Source organism: Arthrobacter sp. NPDC057009 (genome assembly GCF_042673905.1).
Taxonomy (GTDB): Bacteria; Actinomycetota; Actinomycetes; order Actinomycetales; family Micrococcaceae; genus Arthrobacter.
Genome location: NZ_JBHUSB010000013.1, coordinates 13,279 through 32,691, shown reverse-complemented (window position 1 = coordinate 32,691; position 19,413 = coordinate 13,279). Strand labels below are relative to the sequence as shown.

The 19,413-nt window shown below is 68.0% G+C and carries 13 protein-coding genes; 6 read left to right on the top strand and 7 right to left on the bottom strand.

Going from position 1 to position 19,413, the window contains the following annotated elements; all coding sequences use genetic code 11:
• Positions 1–46: 46 nt before the first annotated feature.
• Complete coding sequence (locus ACFTR6_RS14405; protein WP_377958399.1) at positions 47–721, bottom strand: response regulator; 675 nt, start codon at positions 719–721, stop codon at positions 47–49.
• Positions 718–2,715, bottom strand: coding sequence for a DUF4118 domain-containing protein (locus ACFTR6_RS14400; protein ID WP_377958398.1), 1,998 nt, complete (start codon positions 2,713–2,715; stop codon positions 718–720). Before ACFTR6_RS14400 ends, ACFTR6_RS14405 begins: the two co-directional genes overlap by 4 nt.
• A gap of 113 nt (positions 2,716–2,828) precedes the next feature.
• Here ACFTR6_RS14400 and ACFTR6_RS14395 point away from each other — a divergent pair, with 113 nt between their 5' ends.
• Positions 2,829–3,449: an L-threonylcarbamoyladenylate synthase gene (locus ACFTR6_RS14395; RefSeq protein WP_076803263.1), complete on the top strand. Its 621-nt coding sequence runs from the start codon at positions 2,829–2,831 to the stop codon at positions 3,447–3,449.
• Positions 3,450–3,455: 6 nt separating this feature from the next.
• Here the strand turns inward: ACFTR6_RS14395 and ligD are convergent, their stop codons facing one another.
• Positions 3,456–4,478 carry a non-homologous end-joining DNA ligase gene (gene ligD / locus ACFTR6_RS14390; RefSeq protein WP_377958397.1) on the bottom strand — a complete coding sequence of 341 codons (1,023 nt, stop codon included), beginning with the start codon at positions 4,476–4,478 and terminating at the stop codon, positions 3,456–3,458.
• 217 nt (positions 4,479–4,695) lie between these two features.
• Here ligD and ACFTR6_RS14385 point away from each other — a divergent pair, with 217 nt between their 5' ends.
• Entirely contained in the window at positions 4,696–6,669 is a 1,974-nt protein-coding gene (locus ACFTR6_RS14385; protein WP_377958396.1) for an amylosucrase, read from the top strand.
• Between the two features lie 22 nt (positions 6,670–6,691).
• The gene (locus ACFTR6_RS14380; protein WP_377958395.1) at positions 6,692–7,375 is read left to right on the top strand and encodes an alpha/beta family hydrolase; all 684 of its coding nucleotides are present in this window, start codon (positions 6,692–6,694) and stop codon (positions 7,373–7,375) included.
• Positions 7,376–7,380: 5 nt separating this feature from the next.
• On the opposite strand, the gene ACFTR6_RS14375 is transcribed toward ACFTR6_RS14380, so the two are convergent.
• Positions 7,381–9,561, bottom strand: coding sequence for an elongation factor G-like protein EF-G2 (locus tag ACFTR6_RS14375; RefSeq protein ID WP_377958394.1), 2,181 nt, complete (start codon positions 9,559–9,561; stop codon positions 7,381–7,383).
• 249 nt (positions 9,562–9,810) lie between these two features.
• On the opposite strand from ACFTR6_RS14375, the gene ACFTR6_RS14370 reads away from it, so the two are divergent.
• Positions 9,811–11,940 (top strand): glycogen debranching N-terminal domain-containing protein, encoded by a 2,130-nt coding sequence (locus tag ACFTR6_RS14370; protein ID WP_377958393.1) that lies wholly within the window; start codon positions 9,811–9,813, stop codon positions 11,938–11,940.
• 83 nt (positions 11,941–12,023) lie between these two features.
• Entirely contained in the window at positions 12,024–13,055 is a 1,032-nt protein-coding gene (locus tag ACFTR6_RS14365; RefSeq protein ID WP_377958392.1) for a glycosyltransferase family 4 protein, read from the top strand.
• 17 nt (positions 13,056–13,072) lie between these two features.
• Here ACFTR6_RS14365 and ACFTR6_RS14360 read toward each other — a convergent pair whose 3' ends face one another.
• Positions 13,073–15,820 (bottom strand): ATP-dependent RNA helicase, encoded by a 2,748-nt coding sequence (locus ACFTR6_RS14360; protein ID WP_377958391.1) that lies wholly within the window; start codon positions 15,818–15,820, stop codon positions 13,073–13,075.
• Positions 15,821–15,922: 102 nt separating this feature from the next.
• Positions 15,923–17,677, bottom strand: coding sequence for a DUF222 domain-containing protein (locus ACFTR6_RS14355; RefSeq protein WP_377958390.1), 1,755 nt, complete (start codon positions 17,675–17,677; stop codon positions 15,923–15,925).
• 74 nt (positions 17,678–17,751) lie between these two features.
• Between ACFTR6_RS14355 and ACFTR6_RS14350 the strand changes: the two genes are divergently transcribed.
• A complete protein-coding gene (locus ACFTR6_RS14350; RefSeq protein WP_377958389.1) occupies positions 17,752–18,474 on the top strand; it encodes a hypothetical protein in 723 nt (240 codons plus the stop codon).
• 9 nt (positions 18,475–18,483) lie between these two features.
• Here ACFTR6_RS14350 and ACFTR6_RS14345 read toward each other — a convergent pair whose 3' ends face one another.
• A complete protein-coding gene (locus tag ACFTR6_RS14345) occupies positions 18,484–19,188 on the bottom strand; it encodes a BTAD domain-containing putative transcriptional regulator (RefSeq protein WP_377958388.1) in 705 nt (234 codons plus the stop codon).
• Positions 19,189–19,413 lie beyond the last annotated feature (225 nt).

Below are 19,413 nucleotides of genomic sequence, written 5' to 3'. Positions count from 1 at the left end.
GTTCATACGACGTTCATAACCGCAGGTCAGGGCTCATAAGAGTAGGTCAGGGCCGGAACCGGTATCCGATTCCGGCCTCGGTCAGCAGATGGCGCGGGTTGCCCGTGTCCGCTTCCAGTTTGCGCCGGAGCTGGGCGATGTACACGCGCAGGTAGTTGGCTTCCTTCTCGTAGGCCGGCCCCCACACACTGGCCAGGATCTCCTGCTGCGTGATCAGCTTCCCCGGATTCCGCACCAGCAGCTCCAGGATGCTCCACTCGGTGGGCGTTAGCCGGACCGGCTCCCCGTTCCGGGTGACCATCCGCCGGCCCAGGTCCACACTGAACTCCGGGGTGTCCACCGTGGACTGGTCGGGAGCTTCCGGTGCGCGGCGCAGGAGTGCGCGCAGCCGGGCCAGGAGTTCTTCCAGCCCGAACGGCTTGGTGATGTAGTCGTCGGCTCCGGCGTCGAGGGCGTCCACCTTGTCCGACGAACCGTGCCGGGCTGAGAGGACCAGGACGGGGGCTGCGCTCCAGCGGCGGAGCTCCCGGAGGACCGCGGCGCCGTCCATGTCCGGCAGTCCAAGGTCCAGGACAACGAGCTGGGGCGGGTTGCGGGAGGCGGCGAGCAGCGCTTCCTCGCCGTCCGCGGCGGTCTCCACCGTGTAGCCGTGCGCCTGCAGCGTGATCCGCAGGGCCTTCAGCAGGTGCTGGTCGTCGTCGACCACGAGGACACTGCTCACTGGGCCGCCTCCTGCTGGGAAGAGGATGGTGAAGCGCCGTGCCGCGATGAATCGGGCCCCATTGAGTCAGGCCCCGTGGAAAGGGGAAGCCGGATCACCATGGTCAGTCCCCCGCCCGGCGTTTCCTCGGCCGCCAGGCTTCCGCCCATGGCCGAGACGAACCCCCGGGCGACGGCCAGGCCGAGGCCCACGCCGGTTGACTGGGAAAGGTCGTCGAGGCGCTGGAAGGGACGGAACATCGCCGGCACGTTCCGGTCCGGCACGCCGCGTCCGTGGTCGATGATGCGCAGTTCACCGGCCGGGTGGCCATTGAGGACGGCGCTGCTGAGGCCGCCCGCCGCGGAGGTCACGATGATGTCGGAGGCGGGGGCGTACTTGACCGCGTTTTCCGCGATGTTGGCGATGACCCGTTCCAGCAGGACCGCGTCGGCATCGACGGCGGGAAGGTTCGGCGGCAGGACCACCCGCACCCTGCCCGGGGGAAGTCCGGTCAGCGCCGGTGGCACAACATCGAGCCACCGGACGGGCTTCAGGAGGGGGCGTACCGAGTCTGCGGTGATCCTGGACATGTCGAGGAGGTTGCCCACCAGGCCGTCCAGGCGGTCCGAACATTCGTCAATGGTTTCCAACAGCTCCTGTTTCTCCTCGGGGGTGTACCTGACCGCGGTCTGCAGCAGACCGCCGACGGCGAGTTTAATGCCGGCCAGCGGCGTGCGGAGGTCGTGCGAGACGGCCCGCAGGATGGCGGTCCGCATGGTGTTCCCTTCGGCAAGCCGCAGCACCTCCAGGCGGCTCGCGGCGAGCTGCCCGCGCTCCAGCTGGGCGAGCACGTGGGCGGCGAAGGCGCCGAGCAGGCTGCTGTCGGCTGCCGGCACAGCCTTGCCGAACAGCACCAGCCAGGTACCGTCGTCGAGCGGTTCCACGGTGTGTTCGGCGAACTCCGTGCCGTCCCGTTCAGACCCGGTCAGCTCACCGGCGCTGGCCAGCAGCCTCCGCCCGGTTTCACCGTCCGCCTTCGGGGGCGCCAGCCGCTCCCCCGAAGCAGGCCGGTCACCCGGAGCAGGCCAGTCACCTGAAGCAGCGCCGCTCCGGAAAGCCGGTCCGCTGAAGACAGCCGCACCGCGGACACCAAAAACGTCCAGTGCCTGTTCCAGCAGGCTGCCCACCGTGTCCTCGGCGCGCGTGGCTGCGCGGGCGAGTTCTCCGAGTGTGGCTGCCTCGGCGCGGGCCCGGGCCGCTTCCTTGGAGCGTCGGGCGGACCTGTCCACCACGCCGGCCACAGCCACCGAGACGCCCACGAACACCGCCAGCGAAAAGAGGTCCTGCGGGTCGTGGATAGCCAGGTCACCAACGGGCGGTGTCGAGAAGTAGTTGACCAGCAGGCTGCTCCAGAACGCACCCACGACGGCCGGCCACAGACCGCCCACGAGCGCCACGGCTACCGCCCCGGCGAGCTGGACCAGGACCGCGGTGGCCACGCTGTGCTCGGTCACGGCGAGCGCCAGCTGCAACAGGATGGGAACGGCGGCTGCCAGCACGAACCCGACGGCGACGCGCACGCGGCCAAGGTTCCGCTGCCGCCGCCGGCCTGTGCCCCGTCCGGCGAGGGGATGCGGCACTACCTGCACGTCGAGGTCGCCTGCGGCGCGGATGATCCTCGCTTCTGTGCCACCTGCAAGGACCCTGGCCAGTGGACGGGCACGTGACTGGCCGATGACCAGGCGGGTGGCGCCGACATGGCCCGCGAATTCCAGGAGCGCTTCGACTATGTGATGGGCAGCCACGGTGTGGTAGCTGCCGCCCAGTTCCACTACGAGCCTTCGCTGGGACTCGAGGGCGGTGGTTGATTCCCGCGAGGCGCCCTCGGCTGAACGGATGTGGACGGCGAGAACTTCGCCGCCCGCCGCGCCATCCAGGGCCTTCACGGCACGGCGGATCAGGATCTCCCCCTCGGGGCCTCCCGACAGGCCAATGACGATCCGTTCCCCTGCCATGACGCCATTCTTTCACCTGCGGACCGCCTTTCCATGGCACATGCAGCCTTGCAGAGGCGGCTCGCATGGGGCTGGTGCGTGCACTGAACGCCGGCCCGCCGTAGGCTCAACGCATGGCGAAATTCTTTGATGTGCACCCCGAGGACCCCCAGCCGCGCGCGATCTCGCAGATCGTGGAGCTCCTTCATTCAGGCGGGCTGATTGCCTACCCGACGGACTCCTGCTACGCCCTCGGCGCCCAGCTGGGCAACAAGGAGGCGCTGGACAGGATCCGGTCCATACGCCAGCTGGACGACAAGCACCATTTCACGCTCGTGTGCCGGGACTTCGCCCAGCTGGGCCAGTTCGTGAACATCGGCAACGACGTCTTCCGCAGCATCAAGTCCGTCACTCCGGGCAGCTACACGTTCATCCTGCCGGCCACCAAGGAGGTTCCGCGGCGGCTGCTGCACCCGAAGAAGAAGACCGTGGGCGTGCGCATTCCCCGGCACAACTTCGTCCAGGCGCTGCTGGCCGAACTCGGCGAACCGCTGCTGTCCAGCACCCTGCTGCTGCCGGACGAGGAGGAGCCGCTGACCCAGGGCTGGGAAATCAAGGAGCGGCTGGACCATGCGGTGGACGCCGTCATCGACTCCGGCGACACGGGCTCAGAGCCAACCACCGTCGTCGACTTCTCCAGCGGCACCGCCGAGGTGGTCCGCCGCGGCACCGGCGACCCGTCCCGCTTCGAGTAGGGGCGGCTACTCCGGCTTCTTGGCGCGGCTGGGCTGCACGCGCGGCGGTTCCCCCGGCATCTTCGGGTAGTCGGGCGGGAACGGCAGCTCACCGAGTCCGTTCCCCACATCCCGCTCCCACCATTCCAGGAGCGTGTCTATGGTGCCCGGCTTCGCATGCATGTCCGCCCACGGGTCGCCCACCGTTTTCAGCCGGTCTGGCACAGTGAGGATTGTGAAGTCCTTGGGCCTGACGTCGCCCAGCTCATCCCAGGTGATCGGGCAGGATACGGAAGCGTTCGGAAGTGCCCGCGGACTGTAGGCACCAGCGATGGTGCGGTCGCGGTTGGCCTGGTTGAAGTCGACGAAGATGCGTTCGCCACGTTCTTCCTTCCACCAGTTTGTGGTGACCTTGTCCGGCATCCGCCGCTCAAGCTCCCTCGCAGCCGCAATCACGGCGTGGCGGACGTCCAGGAACTCGCGGGTCGGCTCAATGGGCGCATATACGTGCAGGCCGCGGTTGCCCGAGGTCTTCAGGAAGGCGTCCAAACCTGCTTCCGCGAGCACCTTCCGCAGTTGCAGGGCCGCGGGGATGGCGTCGTAGTAGTCGGTGCCGGGCTGGGGGTCCAGGTCGATGCGCAGCTGGTCGGGGTTGTCGGAATTGTCCGCGTGCGATGGCCACGGGTGAAAAACCACCGTGTTCATCTGCGCCGCCCACACCACCGCGGCCGGCTCGTCAAAGACCAGCATCGGATGCGAGCGCGCGCTGGGAAAGACCACCTTCACCGTCCGGATGAAGTCCGGAGCACCTTTCGGCGGGTTCTTGGAGAAGAACTGTTCGCCGTCCACGTCGCCCGAAAACCGCTGCAACGCCACCGGCCGGTCGCCGTTCGCCCGGATGAAGGCCTCCCCCACATCCACAAAGTACCGCGCGAGGTCCAGCTTGGTCAGCCCCAGCTCGGGCCACAGCACGCGGCTCGGACTGGAGATGCGCATTTCCCGTGGGCCGTCGGGCCCCTCGACACTGATGGTGGTCTGTTCACTGGCCATGGGGACAACCTACCCCGCCCGACGTGCGGCGTCAGCAGTTAGCCAACCGTGGCTCCGCCCGGACGCGCCCTGCCAAGGCAGGTCCCGCCGTCGGACATTGACAAGTCCGCCACGGCGAAAACATCTTCCCGCTCTATGGGCAGAGGCGGGACCATCTGTAAGGATGAAAGCCACGGGCGCCGCCAGGCGCAGAGCATCCTCGAAGGAGACCCGTTCCATGGTTGAATCCGCTCGCCTCGACGCTGGCCACGGACCATCTGCCGCCGAGGAATCCACTGCATCCCCGGATTCCAAGTCATCCGGAAAGGGCAACGGGCAGCTCTTCAGGACTGCGGCCGCGGAGGCCGGCCTGGTTCCCGGCAGCAGGGACTGGAACGCGCTTGAGGAGCGCTACGACCGGCACTTTCCCGACCTGTCCAGGCTGTTCCGTTCGCTGTACGGATCGCGTCCGGACGTTGAGGAACAGCTGGCCGCCCTGGTGGCGGAGATGGCCCGCTCCTGGCAGAACCGGCCCGCCGACCTGAAACAGCTCGACGACGGCCGGGAAGACAACAGCGACTGGTTCCAGTCCAACCGCATGCTCGGCGGCGTCTGCTATGTGGACCGCTATGCAGCCGACCTGGAAGGTGTGCGTGCCCGCATCCCCTATTTCAAGGAACTCGGCCTCACCTACCTCCACCTGATGCCGCTGTTCCTTGCCCCGGAACCGCTGTCCGACGGCGGCTATGCGGTCTCCAGCTACCGGAAGGTCAACCCGAAGCTTGGCACGATGGACCAGTTGCGCGCCCTCGCCGCGGAATTGCGGGCCAACGGGATCAGCCTGGTGGTCGACTTCATCTTCAACCACACCTCGAACGAGCACGAGTGGGCGCAGCGGGCGGTCGAGGGCGATCCACGCTACAGCGACTACTACTGGATCTTCCCCGACCGCACCATGCCCGATGCGTTCGAACAGAACGTGCGTGAAATCTTCCCCGAAGACCACCCCGGTTCCTTCGTGCAGCTGCCGGACGGCCGGTGGGTGTGGGCCACGTTCCACACGTTCCAGTGGGACCTGAACTACTCCAACCCGGAGGTGTTCCGGGCCATGGCCGGCGAGATGCTGTTCCTGGCCAACCTGGGCGTGGACATCCTTCGCATGGATGCGGTGGCCTTCATCTGGAAGCAGCTCGGCACGCCGTGCGAGAGCCTGCCCGAGGCGCACACTCTGCTGCAGGCCTTCAACGCCGTCTGCCGGCTCGCGGCGCCCTCGCTGCTGTTCAAGTCCGAGGCGATCGTGCACCCGGACGAGGTGGCCCTGTACATCGATCCGGCCGAGTGCCAGCTCTCCTACAACCCGCTGCAGATGGCGCTGACCTGGGAGGCGCTGGCCACACGGAACGTGGCGCTGCTGGCCCAGGCCCTCGAACGGCGGCACAACATTGCTCCCGGGACTTCCTGGGTGAACTACGTGCGCAGCCACGACGACATCGGCTGGACGTTTGCGGACGAGGACGCCGCCGAGTTCGGCATCAACGGCTTCGACCACCGCCGGTTCCTGAACTCGTTCTACGTCAACCGGTTCCCCGGAAGCTTCGCCCATGGCGTGCCGTTCCAGGACAACCCGCGCACCGGTGACTGCCGCATCTCCGGCACCACGGCGTCCCTGTGCGGCCTGGAGGACGGTTCGGCGGAGGCGATCCGCCGGGTCCTGCTGACGCACTCGGTGGCCTTCAGCACCGGCGGCATCCCGCTGCTCTATCTCGGTGACGAGGTGGGCCAGCTCAATGACTACGGCTATGCGCAGGAGGACGGCCACGAGGCGGACAGCCGGTGGGTGCACCGGCCGCAGTTCCCCGCGGAAAAGTATGCCAAACGCCTGGACGCCGCCACTCCCGAGGGGGCGGTGTATGCGGGGCTGCGACGGCTGGCGGAGGTGCGCGCGGCGACTCCCGAGCTGGCCGGCACACGGCTCGTTCCCTTCAGCACGAACAATTCCGCTGTACTCGGCTACCAGCGCCCGGGGGTGGGAACGACGGTCCTGGCCCTGGCCAATTTCAGCGACGGCCCGCAGGTGGTGTCGGCCGAGACGCTCTCCGGGTTCGCGGCCGAAGCGCTGGACCTGTTTTCCGATGTGCCGGTCCGGATCGACGAGGGGCTCGTGCTGCGGCCCCAGGACTATGCCTGGTTACGGGTGGTCCCGGCCGACTGAAGCGATCGGGCATGATGGACTCATGCCCACAGCTGATACTCCCGTCACCATTGCCGTCGGTGACGGCCACGTGTCCGGTGCCTACGCACGGCCGGCCAATCCGTTCGCAACCCTGGTGCTTGCCCACGGGGCCGGCGCGGGCATGGAGCATCCGTTCATGCGGGGCTTTACTGGCGCTTTGAACGACGACGGCGTGGCCACCTTGCGCTTCAACTTCCCCTACCGCGAGGCGGGCCGGAAGTTCCCCGACCGCCCGCCTGCAGCCATTGCCACCTGGCGGGCGGCGATGGCTGACGCTGCAGCCCGGTCCGCAGGGGAAAGCGAGCCGGTGTGGGCTGCCGGAAAGTCGTTCGGCGGGCGGATGGCGTCCATGGCGGTGGCTGAGGGCATGCCTGCCGCCGGCCTGGTCTACCTCGGCTACCCGCTGCACCCGCCGGGCAAGCCGGAAAAGCTCCGCGACGAGCACCTCTATGGTCTAACAACGCCCATGCTCTTCCTCCAGGGAACGCGCGACACCTTCGCCACCCGGGAACTGCTGGAAGGCGTGGTTTCACGGATCGGACCTACGGCCACGCTGCAGTGGTGCGAGGGCGGGGACCACTCATTCGCTGTGGCCGGCAACAAGCGCAGCGCCAAGGAAATCGGAGCCTCGCTGGCTGCGCCGGTCGCCGCATTTATGCGCGCCAATCAGCCCGCCGGCGGCTAGGGAGACTAGGCGTTCGCCGCCGCAGGAGCCACGTTGCCCGGGACGGGTTCGTGCCGCAGGTAACTGCGGCGGAAGCGGCCGGTGCCGGCGGTCAGAGCCCGCAGCTGGACCGCATACCGCAGGAGCTCCCCGTCCGGGACCTCGGCGGTGACTTCCGTGACGTCGCCACCGGACGACGTCGTACCCGTGAGCCGGCCACGGCGGGCCGACAGGTCGCTCATGACAGACCCCACGTACTCGTCGGGGATGCTGATGGTGACAGAAGAGACTGGCTCCAGCAGCTGGATCCGCCCGGCGGCCGCGGCCTCCCGCAGCGCGAGCGCGCCGGCGGACTGGAACGCGGCATCCGAGGAGTCGACGCTGTGCGCCTTGCCGCCCACGAGGGTCACCCGGATGTCCACCACCGGGAAGCCGGCCGACACCCCCTTCTGCATCTGCGCCCGCACACCTTTCTCGACCGAGCCGATGAACTGGTTCGGCACCACCCCGCCCACGGTCTTGTCCACGAACTCGAAGCCGGCCCCGCGTTCCAGGGCTTCCACCTCGATGTCGCAGATCGCGTACTGGCCGTGTCCGCCCGACTGCTTGACGTAGCGCCCGTGTCCGGCGGCGGGGGCGGCGAACGTTTCCCGCAGCGGCGTCACCACCGGCACGGTCTGCAGCTTCACGCCCTGGTCACGCAGCCGGTCCAGGACCACCTCGCCGTGGGCCTCACCCATGCACCACAGGATCAGCTGGTGGGTTTCCGAATTGCGCTCCACCCTTAGGGTCGGGTCTCCGGCGGCCACCTTGCCCAGGCTCTTGGCGAGGGCATCCTCATCGCTACGGGTGGCGGCCTCGACGGCGAGCGGCATCAGCGGCTCCGGCATGTCCCACGCGGTGATCAGCAGCGGGGCATCCTTCGCTGACACGGTATCGCCGGTCTCCGCGCTGCCAATCTTGGTGATGGCGCAGATGTCCCCTGCCACGCAGTACGGGATGGGCCGCAGGTTCGCCCCCAGCGGCGAATACAGGTGGGCCAGCCGCTCGTCACTGTCGTGGTCCTCATGGCCGCGTTCGGCCAGCCCGCGGCCGCTCACGTGCACTGCCGAATCCTCGCGCAGCGTGCCGGAGAAGACGCGCACCAGGCACACCCGTCCCAGGAACGGGTCGATGGTGGTGCGCACCACCTCACCCGCCAGAGGTCCGTCCGGGTCGCACGTCAGCGGCCCCGCCGGCTCGCCGGCAAGATCGGTCACGTCCGGCACGGCACGCTCCAGAGGCGTGGGAAATGCCCGGGTCAGCATCTCCAGCAGTTCCGTCATGCCGAGGCCGGTCTCGGCCGATGCCGCCAGAACAGGGAAGAACGATCCCCGCGCCACAGCTTTTTCGAGGTCCCCCACCAGGACATCGGCGTCGATATCCTCACCGCCGAGGTAGCGATCCATCAGGGACTCATCCTCGCTCTCGGAGATGATCCCCTCGATCAGCGTGCCGCGTTCGGACTCGGCAGCGGCACGCTCATCGGCACTGGCGTCCCGGACGGCGGGCTCCGGGGATTCGCCGTCGTACTCCGACACCTGGCCGGACAGCAGGCCGAGCAGCCCCGTGACACTGCCGTCCGTTCGCACCGGGAGGTAGGCAGGCACCACGGACTGCCCGAACGCGCGCTGGCAGGCGGCCAGGGCGGCCTCGAAATTTGCCCGCGGATGATCAAGCCGCGTGATCACCACGGCCCGCGGTGTGTCCAACTGGGCGCACTCCGCCCAGAGCGAGGTGGTGGCGGCATCGACGCCGTCCACGGCCGACACCACGAACAGCGCCGCGTCCGCAGCGCGCAGCCCGGCCCGCAGCTCGCCGGTGAAGTCCCCATAACCGGGCGTGTCCAGCAGGTTCACCTTCACGCCGTCGTAAACCAGCGGCGCCACGGAAAGCACCACGGAGCGCTGCTGGTGGATCTCCGACGGCTCCGCATCGCTGACCGTGTTGCCGTCAACGATCGAGCCCATCCGTGGAATTGTCCCGGCGGCGGCGAGCAGGGCCTCGAGCAGCATGGTTTTGCCGGCTCCGGAGTGTCCCACCAGTGCGACATTGCGGATGCCCTCCGGCTTGTCCACCGGCGCTCCGGCGGACGCGTCCGCCCGCCGGAGATCGGAGCTGCCGCGGCCCGGACCCTTGCCCCGGCCGTTAGTGCCTTTTACCGACATGACCATCTCCCGGCGTGCTAGTCGTGAGCCGCCAAGCGGCCTTAGTAAGACGATTCGACACCTAAAGCTGCTGTTCAGCAAGGGGTCAGGGCCCCTCAGCAGGAGTCCGACGGCGCGGCGGCGCGGCTCTCCGCGCCAGCCCACCGAAAGCGAATAACCCGTTGCGGTGCCATCCCGGTAGGGGCACGATGGATAACGTGGCCGCACGGGCCGGCCCATGCCAACCGACCAGTCGCCAGGGAGCAGTCGATGAGTGCGTGGAATGAAAATATCGGTGCAGGATCAGCCGGACTGACAGCGGTGACCGTGGTGGAGGGCTCCTCCTTCTGCATCTCCGCCGAGAGTGGGGACGTGTTTCCCGGCCAGCCGCAGGGTGCGTTTTACCAGGACACCCGGATTCTGTCCCGCTGGCAGCTGACGGTCGACGGCGTTCCGCTGGAGCCGCTGTCCGGCCAGACCCGCGAACCGTACCGGGCTGTGTTCATCGGCAGGCCGCGCGGAGCCAGCGGCGCTGTGGAGAGCCCGCTGGTGGTGGAGCACAACCGGACGGTCGGGCCCGGGCTTCGGGACGACATCAAGGTCCACAACTACTCCGAAAAGCCGCTGACCTGCCGGATCCAAATCAGGGTGGATGCGGACCTGAGCGACCTGTTCGACGTCAAGGGCGGAAAGGTCGTCCCGTCCGCCGAGCACAGCCGGAAGGTCCGGGCCGAGGCCCTGCAGATTGACGCCATACGCAACGGAATCCACCGCGGCGTGGTGATCAGCGCCCCGGGTGCCATGGTCACCGAGGATGCCCTGACGTTCGACGCCGACCTGGCCGCCCGGGGCACCTGGACCGCCAGCGTGTTCACCACTCCCCTGGTGGACGGCGCCTTCCCTGAGCAGCCATTCACCCACGAGACTGCCCCGCACGTGGGCGCGCAACGCTACGCCGCCTGGGAGGAGCATGTTCCCCGGCTCACCGTAACTGACAAGAACGTGGAAAAAGTCCTCACCCGGAGCCAGGAGGACCTGGGTGCCCTCCGGATCTTCGACCCGGAGCATCCCGAGCGGGCCGCCGTCGCCGCCGGTGCCCCGTGGTTCATGGCGCTGTTCGGCAGGGACTCGATCCTGTCCTCCTACATGGCCCTGGCGGTGGATCCGAAGCTGGCCACAGGAACCCTGCAGACCCTGGCAGCATTGCAGGGCAAAAAAGTGGATCCGGACACCGAGGAGGAACCGGGCAGGATCCTGCACGAGGTGCGGCTGGGCGTCACCGCCGGGCTGGCCCTCGGCGGCAGCCAGGCGTACTACGGCACAGCCGATGCAACTCCGCTGTTCGTGGCACTGCTGGCGGAGCTGGGACGCTGGGGCCTGGCGGGCGACCTGCTGGACTCGCTGCTGCCGCACGCCGACCGGGCCCTGGACTGGATAGAGAACTACGGCGACCGGGACGGCGACGGCTTCGTGGAGTACCAGCGCGCCAACGAACACGGACTGCTGAACCAGGGCTGGAAAGACTCCTGGGACGGCATCAACTTCGCCGACGGAAGCATGGCGGAGGCCCCAATAGCGCTGTGCGAGGTGCAGGGCTACGTCTACGGCGCCTACCTCGGACGGGCACTGCTCGCCCAGCAGCTGGGCGATACGGACATGGCGTCAAAGTGGAACCGCAAGGCCGCTGACATCAAGGCCGAGTTCAACGACAGATTCTGGCTCCCCAAAAAGGGGTACTTTGCCGTGGCCCTGGACAAGGACAAGCGTCCGGTGGATGCCTGCGCGTCCAACATGGGCCACTGCCTGTGGTCAGCCATCGTCGACGCGGACAAGGCGCCCCTGGTGGCGGAGCGGCTCATGTCGCCGGAGATGTTCACCGGCTGGGGTATCCGTACGCTCGCCTCCGACATGGGCGCCTACAACCCCGTCAGCTACCACAACGGTTCGGTGTGGCCGCACGACACAGCCCTCATAGCCGGCGGACTGATGCGGTACGGGTTTGTCGAGGAGGCCACGCGCATTGCCATGGGCCTGTTTGATGCGGCGGAAAAGTTCGACGGGCGGCTGCCGGAACTTTTCTGCGGGTTCTCGCGGGACGATTTCCCCGACCCCGTCCCCTTCCCCACGTCCTGCTCGCCGCAGGCCTGGGCCTCGGCCGCGCCGGTGCACCTGATGCGGATCCTGCTGCGCTTCGATCCGCTGCTTCCCCGCGAGGAGGTCTGCCTGGCCCCCGTGCTTCCGGCTGCGTTCGGCAGCTTCCGGGCGGACCACGTACAGATGGACTCGGCCCGTATCACCGTCCAAGCCACCGGCACCGAAGGGTCAATCGATGGCCTGCGCCAGGGCCTGACCTTGCTGCACGAGCCCCGTCCGCCGCTGGCACGGCTGATGAGGCACTAGCCAGGGCACCCGTCCCACCCATAACTGAATGGTCTCAGTAGTTAAAACGGTCTCAGAACATCCGGACAACAAGGGAGCTGCGGATGCGTATCGGTTTAATTGCGGGGCCTTGGTATCCGATTCCCCCCACCGGGTACGGAGGCATCGAACTGGTGGTCGACGCCCTTGCCAGGGGATTTTCCAGGGCCGGCCATGAGGTTCTGCTCGCATGCGCGGCGGACAGCACCTGCCCTGTGCCGCAGCTCCCCGGCATGCGCCCCTCCGAACCTGACTTCGTGGGGTTCACCTCCTCCGAACTCAGCCACGTCGTCAACGCGTATGCCGGGATGGACGGCATGGTTGACCTGGTCCACGACCACACCCTCGCCGGCCCGCTCTACCGCGGGCGTCCCGAGGGGCTGCCGGTGGTGACCACGCTCCACAGCGACCTGAACCCCTCCTTTACCGCCGTTTATGGCGCAGCCGCCCGGGACACAACCCTGATCGCCATTTCCAGGAGCCAGGTCAGCAGCGCGCTGGCCGACCGGGTCGCGGCAATCATCCCGCACGGCATGGAACTGTCAGCCGTTCCGGTGGGTCAGGGGCAGGGCGGCTATGCGTGTTTCCTCGGCCGGATGTGCCCGGACAAGGGCGTGGTGGAGGCCATCGAAGTGGCCCGGCTGGCAGGGATTCCGCTTCGCATCGCGGCGAAGATGCGGGAACCGGCTGAGGTGCAGTACTTCCACGACGTCGTGGAGCCGATGCTGCGGCCGGACGTGGAATTCCTCGGCGAAGTGGGCGGCGCGGACAAGTACAAGCTGCTGGGTGAAGCCGTCGCCCTGCTCAACCCGATCCAATGGATGGAGCCGTTCGGCCTGGTGATGATTGAGGCGATGGCCACCGGCACTCCGGTCGTCGCCACCCCAATAGGGTCAGCCCCCGAGGTCATAGACGACAGCGTCACCGGTTATCTGGCCTCGGCCCCCGAGGAACTGGCGCGTCTCCTGCTGCGCGCGCCGGACCTGGACCGGGCGACAGTCCGGGCTCAGGCCGAGGACCGCTTCAGCACCGAGCGCATGGTCGAGGACCATTTGGCCCTCTACACCCGGCTGATCGGGGTCACTTCAGCACGGTAACCATTTCCGGGAGCTAATTACTTTCGGGCGTTGGTCCGTGCGGTAGCCGTCGCGGTCCAGGGGTCCTCTGGCCACGGGTGTTTGGGATAACGGCCACGCATCTCGGCGCGGACCTGTGCATACGGCCCTGACCAGAACGAGGCGAGGTCGTCCGTGACGGCCAGCGGCCGCCTGGCCGGTGACAGCAGGTGAAACTGCACCGCCACCTTTCCATCCGCCAGCCGCGGTGTCCTGTCCCAGCCGAAGCATTCCTGGAGTTTGACTGCGACCACCGGCCTGCCGCCGTCGTCCTCTGCCTGCGGGTAATCAATCCTGACGCGGGAACCGCTGGGCACCTCCAGGAACTCCGGGGCGAGCTCACCCAACCGGGCGGCGTCGGGCCAGGGAAGCAGTCGTCGAATCGGGTCCGCCAGGTCGATGCCGGAGGTTGACACCCCTCCGGCCAGCGCCTCGAGCTCGGGACCAAGCCAATCGTCGAGCCGTGCCAGCAACGCCTGCTCGGACATGTCAGGCCACGGATCACCCAGCTCCCGGTGCAGCAGAGCGAGACGGCGTCGCAGTTCATCGGCCGACGTCGACCATCCGATAACTCCGAGTCCCTGCTCCTCCACTGCCCGGGCGACGGCGGCGTGGCCATCCGCCGCGGATGCCGGCACCGGCGTGGAGGACAGGACGATGGCGCCCAGCCGACGCTCCCTGCGGGCCGTCACCTTCCCTTGACTGAAGGCCGCCTCCACAGAGTCGCGCAGCAGGTGCGCTGCGGCGGCCTCGGCCGCGTCCGCCGTGAGCGGTGCGGCGGAGCGGATGACCGCGCCGGTCCCGGCGGCGTCCCGCCCGTCCGCCCGGGCAACTTCGGCGACGGCCAGCCATTCGTGTCCGGCCAGAGGGCTGCCGGCGGGCAGCCCGGCCCGGGTACCGGAGGTCAGCAGGTAGCGTTCCGGCCCATCTCCGGGCACGCGGCGTGCCACCCGGTCCGGGAAGGCGAGAGCCACAACCATGCCTACCTGTTCGGCATTTCCTGCCGGCAGTTCCACGGAGGGAACCTCCACCAAAGGAAGCCCGACGCCGGTCGCTGCCTGGCGTGCAAGCGTGTCCAGCCGCCGGGCCTCCTCTGCCCAGCGCCTGGCGGCGGGATCCTTGCCGGAGCGGAGCGTCGACACCAGGCGGGGAAGGTCGGCTCCGTTGGCGCGCTGGTCACCTGCCACGGCGGCAACCACCTCGGCTGCCGTTCCAAAACCAGGACGTGCGGGGGACGCCGAACCGGCGCCAGCCTTCCGCTCCTCCAGCAGCGCTGACCCCACCAGCAGGGCGCGTCCCAACCGGGGATCGGCGGGTATGCGTGCAAGTGCCTTGCCCAGCTCCGTGGCGTGGCCGTCGTCCCCCACCGCGCCAAGCTCGCGCAGCACTTCAGTGGCGTCCGCCATCGCCAGCGGGGGCGGCGTGTCCGGCAGGGCAAGCCCGCGGCCGGCCGGGGCGCCCCAGCATGCCAGGATCAGGGCCGCTCCGGTGAGGTCGGACACCGCGATCTCGGGAGTCTGGTGTGCAGGTGCCGCCCCGAGTGTCTTCTGGTCGTAGCAGCGGACCACCTTCCCCGGACCCTGCCGTGCCGCCCGTCCGGCTCGCTGTTCCGCGGAGGCCCGGGAACAGGAGACGGTGACGAGGCCCGTCATGCCCCTGCCGGCATCGCGGCGCGGTTCGCGGGACAGCCCGGAGTCGACCACCAGCCGGACCCCGGGCACGGTCAGGGACGATTCGGCCAGCGCTGTGGATACGATGATCCGTGACGGCTCCCCCGGTTGGCGGCCGGACACGGCACGGTCCTGGGCGGCTGGGCTGGCTTGTCCATGGAGTTCCAGGATTTCAACGCCGGGACCCACCCGGGTGCGCAGCTGACCAGCCACGTGTGACACTTCCCAAACACCCGGCAGGAACACCAGGGCGTCAGTGCCGGGATCGGCGGCGAGAGCTTCGGCGTGCGACGCCGCGGCGGTGTCCGCCACGTGGTCAAGGAAGGCGCGCGTCACGCCGCGCCCGTCCAGACGCGCCGCGGGAGCGGGCGCCCACGCCGTCTCCAGCGGGTGAAGCGCAGAAGGGCAGTCGACGACGGGAGCCGGCCCGCCGCCGTCGGCCTCCCCGCCGTGCTCTCCGCCCATGTTCCCGTCCTCGTTCCCTTCCTCGTTCCCACCGAGCAGGGCGGCGAACCGCGGCGCGTCCAGGGTCGCCGACATGGCAACGACCATGAGGTCACCACGCAGCTGGCGCACCTCGGCGAGCAGGCCCACCAGCAGGTCGGTTTCCAGGCCGCGTTCGTGCACTTCATCGAGGATTACGGCAGCGGTACCCTCCAGGCCAGGGTCGGCCAGCAGGCGCCGCAGCAGAATTCCCGGCGTCACAAATTCGATGAGGGTGGCGGGGCCGGCCTGCCGTTCGCCGCGGACGGTGTAGCCCACCCTGTCCCCCAGCTTCGTTCCGTCCAGGGCCGCCAGCCGCCGCGCAGCCGAACGCGCCGCAACGCGGCGCGGCTGGGTGACCACGATGCGCGGTTGCCCCTCCGCTGTGGAACCCTGCGCAAGGTTGGCAACCAGCGGAGGCACCAAAGTTGTTTTTCCGGTGCCCGGCGGTGCCTGGACCACAGCTGCTCCGCCGGCGCCCTGCTTTTGGAGCACGCCGGCCAGCTCTCCCAGCGACTCCGCAAAGACCAGCCCGGAGCCGATGGAGTCCAGGTTGAAGGGGGCGGAGGATGCCAGAGGGAGCGCGGAAGTCACCCTTCCATTGTGCCGGTCGGCAGCGGTGGGACCTGACGAAGACAGGCATGGACAGGAGCAGGCAGTCTAATGGCGGCCGCACTTCCGCCGGCAGTGGCTTCTCTACGCAGCTGTGACTGATGACCAGTTGGGCCAAGGGTCCAAGGGCAGGGGTGGCTCAGGGTCGTCCCGCTCATCGATCTCGTCGATCTCGTCGATCTCGTCGAAATCCTCGGGATCGTGTGGCTGGTCCGGATGATCAGGCCAGTCGGACGGTTCCGGCTCGGCGTGGCCGGCTGGCGCGCCGAACCAGTCGGGCGGTTCCGGTTCTGGCAAGGCGAGACCTGGTGGCAGTTCCGGGCAGTCTTGGCTGGGTGGCGCGTCGGACCAGCGCTGCTCAAAGTCGTTGGGCGCAAAGTTGCCTGGCACAAAGTTGTCCGGCCAGGTGGGTGGTTCCCAGTCCTGGTGTTCGGCGGGGTAATGGCGCCCGGATGGGGAGATCCAGCCGGGCGGGCTTTCCAGGGTGGCGCCGACCGGCCTCCACGCCGTGGCGTGTTTCAGTCTGTGGTGCTTGGGGCAGGGTTGGCCGAGGTTGGTCACGCCGGTGCCGCCGCCGTCGGCCCAGGAGAGGATGTGGTCGGCGTCGTTGTCCAAGGAATGGTTGTTGCAGTTGGGGAACGTGCATTTGGCGTCCCGGAGGCGTAGCCATTGGCGCATGGGTTTGGTGAGCCGGTAGCTGGTGCGGCCGATCTCCAGCGGTGCCCCGTCCCGCGGGTCGGTGAGGACCCGGAAGAACGACGTTGCGCCGTCGGCGACGAGCCGGCGGGCCATGGACGCCGGGATCGGCCCGTACCCGTCGAGTGTGGCGGGTTCGTCGGTGTGGCCGAGCAGTGAGAACACCGGCACCGTGACCAGCACCTGCGCCTGCGCCGCCGGGGACGGCACATTACCGGCCGTCATCTCGCCGGCAGGGGCGGAGCCTCCGGGGAAGGAGCCTCCTTGCCCGGAACCAGCTGCCCCACCGGTAATCCCCGGGGCTGGACGGAGCAGCGAGGTGGAAAAGACATCGGCCCGGAGCTGGCTCAGGGTTCGGGTTTCGGTCGGCCCTTGAAGACCACGTGCTATGGCGGTGGTGCGGTTCCAGATCCCGGCGGCCTGGTCCGCGGGCAAGAACGCCGAAAACCACGCCATGCCGTCCCGGTCCGGGGTGTACTCCAGTCGCCGGTCCTTCACGCTCTTGAAGTGCCGTTTTTCGATGCTGTCCTGATGGTGCCGTTCCCGCCAATACCGTGCCTTGGCCCGGAATCTCGCCGGTGCCAGCTCCCCGGCAAAGCAGCCCCTCGCCGCGTTGGGAGCATCAGGATCCAGGAAGTGGGCCTCGAACGCTGCGGCCGCTTCAGGTGACAGCCCTTCGGTCTCATCGCACATGATCCGTGCGTGCTGCCACGAAATGCGGCCCAGCTGCAGCGCGGCAAGTGTCATCGGCCGTTCCCTGGTCAGCATGTCCGATTCAACCAGCAGCCGTTCGGCAGCGCCTTCGCTAATGGTCAGCGCGCCGGCCACCTCCGCCCTCACGGCCATCTGCCGAACGGCCGCGTCCTGCGGGCTGCCAACCGGGACTGCCATCGCCGCGTCCGCCGTGACGTACCCGGCGGCAAGCTCCACCTTCACAGCCGCAAGCCGCGCCTCCATCCCGGCCACCCCGCTCAAACCGTCCAGGAATGCAGTCGCCTGCTCCCCAAGAGGATCAACCGGATCCGGCTCGAAACCAGCGCCAGCCGCACCCGGGGCAGCGGCCCTTCGGACCTTGGCAGCCATCGCCAACGCCGAGGCACCAATAGCCTCCAACACCTCCGCAGCAGCCACGCTGTTATCCATACCCCCAGTATGAGAAGGGGCACTGACAAAAACGTCCGGCGGAGGATCGGGCGGCCCCGGAAGCGCATAATGGCATGATCTACAGGCGACAAATTGCGACGGCAGCCCACGCCAGCGGATCAAAGGGCAAGGCTGCCCAGGACAAGGAGGTCCGGATGCTGAGGCTTCCGCGCATCACGGTTGAGGTTCCCGTGCTTGGCGTCGGTGACCGGCCCGCGGACTATGAACAGCTGGCAGCGTACGCCGACGGGCTGCGCAAGCCGGAGGGCCTCCACATGACACTGCTTCACATCGGCATTCTCGACGACTTTGCCGCCGATGTTGTGGCCTGGACCAAGGGGGCCACAGATCCCGCCGCGGCCGCCGTCAAAACCGCCGACTGGCTCCGTGCGCTGCCCGTGCTGGAGGGGTTCACCGGAACGGCGGAGAGGCTTGTTCTGTTCGGCGGCGGCAGGGTATCCGGCCTCGATGTGGAGGTGCCACAGCACGTACGCGATTTTCAGGTCTCTCTCGTCGCAGCCCTCCGGGAACTGCTGGACGACCTGCTGGTGGACAACCCGGACGACTTCATCCTCAGCTCCCCGGCTCTGGGTTACAGGTACCCGCGGTGGCACCCCCACGTGGCCATAGGCAAGCCGAAGTCGCGTGACCATTCTGGAGAGGGCCGGTCTGGAGAAGGCCGATCGCGGGAGCGGAGCGGCTCGTGGGAAATCCGTCCGCTGAAGGTGGAGTTCGGACCGTCGCAGATCAGGAACCGGCAGCTGCTGCCGGGCCCCGGCGACGGCGGCCATCAATAGCCGTTGCTCTCACCCCTCGGCGAACATCTTCTGAAGCGCCTCCGAAGGAACGAGGCCCATTTCCGCCATCAGGCGCGCTTTGTAGTTTTCGAAGGCACGAAGCGCCGCCACCCTGTTCCCCTGCAGCTGTTCGACTTCAACGACGACTCGTACAGCCTGCTCGTACAACGGCTCCAGGTCCAGAGCCGCCTCAGCTGCCTCCAGCGCCAGCCGGTACTCCGCACGCCCGAACAGCTCACCTGCCAGGCCGACCAGGGCGTGCAGGCGCGCACGACGAAACTCTGCCTGCTCGGCCATGACCCAGTCTTCGTACCACCCGGGCAGCAGATCAGCGCGGCGCAGGTCGGAAAGGAATGCGGCGGCGTGGCCATCTCCGCACCCCAGGCCCGGCTGCAAAATCTCTTGGTGGAGGCGGTGAAGATCAACCTCCACTGTGTCGTTCAATGACAGCACTGCACCACCGTTGGCCAGCAAGCCCGGCACCTGCCTGGCGATGAGATGGACGCTCACCCGGAGGCTGTCCAGGGCTTTGGGCTCCGAGTGCGCTGGCCACAGAAGACCGACCAGATAACTCCGGGACCGCGGTCCCTTCAGAGCCAAAGCCGTGATCAGCCGTTGCTGGCGCAGGGGGACGTGCAAGGCCTCGCCGCCCTGCCGAAGTTGCCACGATTGAAACAGGCTAAGTTGAAAACCACCAGCATCATCACCGGACATGCCCGCCCCCAAATCCTGCAGATTAAAGATCTGGGATAGATCTAGGAACGAGAATGCGCAGTCGCGCGGCCTCTGTCAATCATCATCAGGGGCCGCAGCAAGCATGACTGCCAGCTATTACTTTTCACGCCGTTCCGCCAGCTATAGGTACTTGGACGGGCGCGGCGCCATACTGGGACGACAATCGTTCAGTTGCAGGGGTTTCCTTGGCTTACTCAACATTGG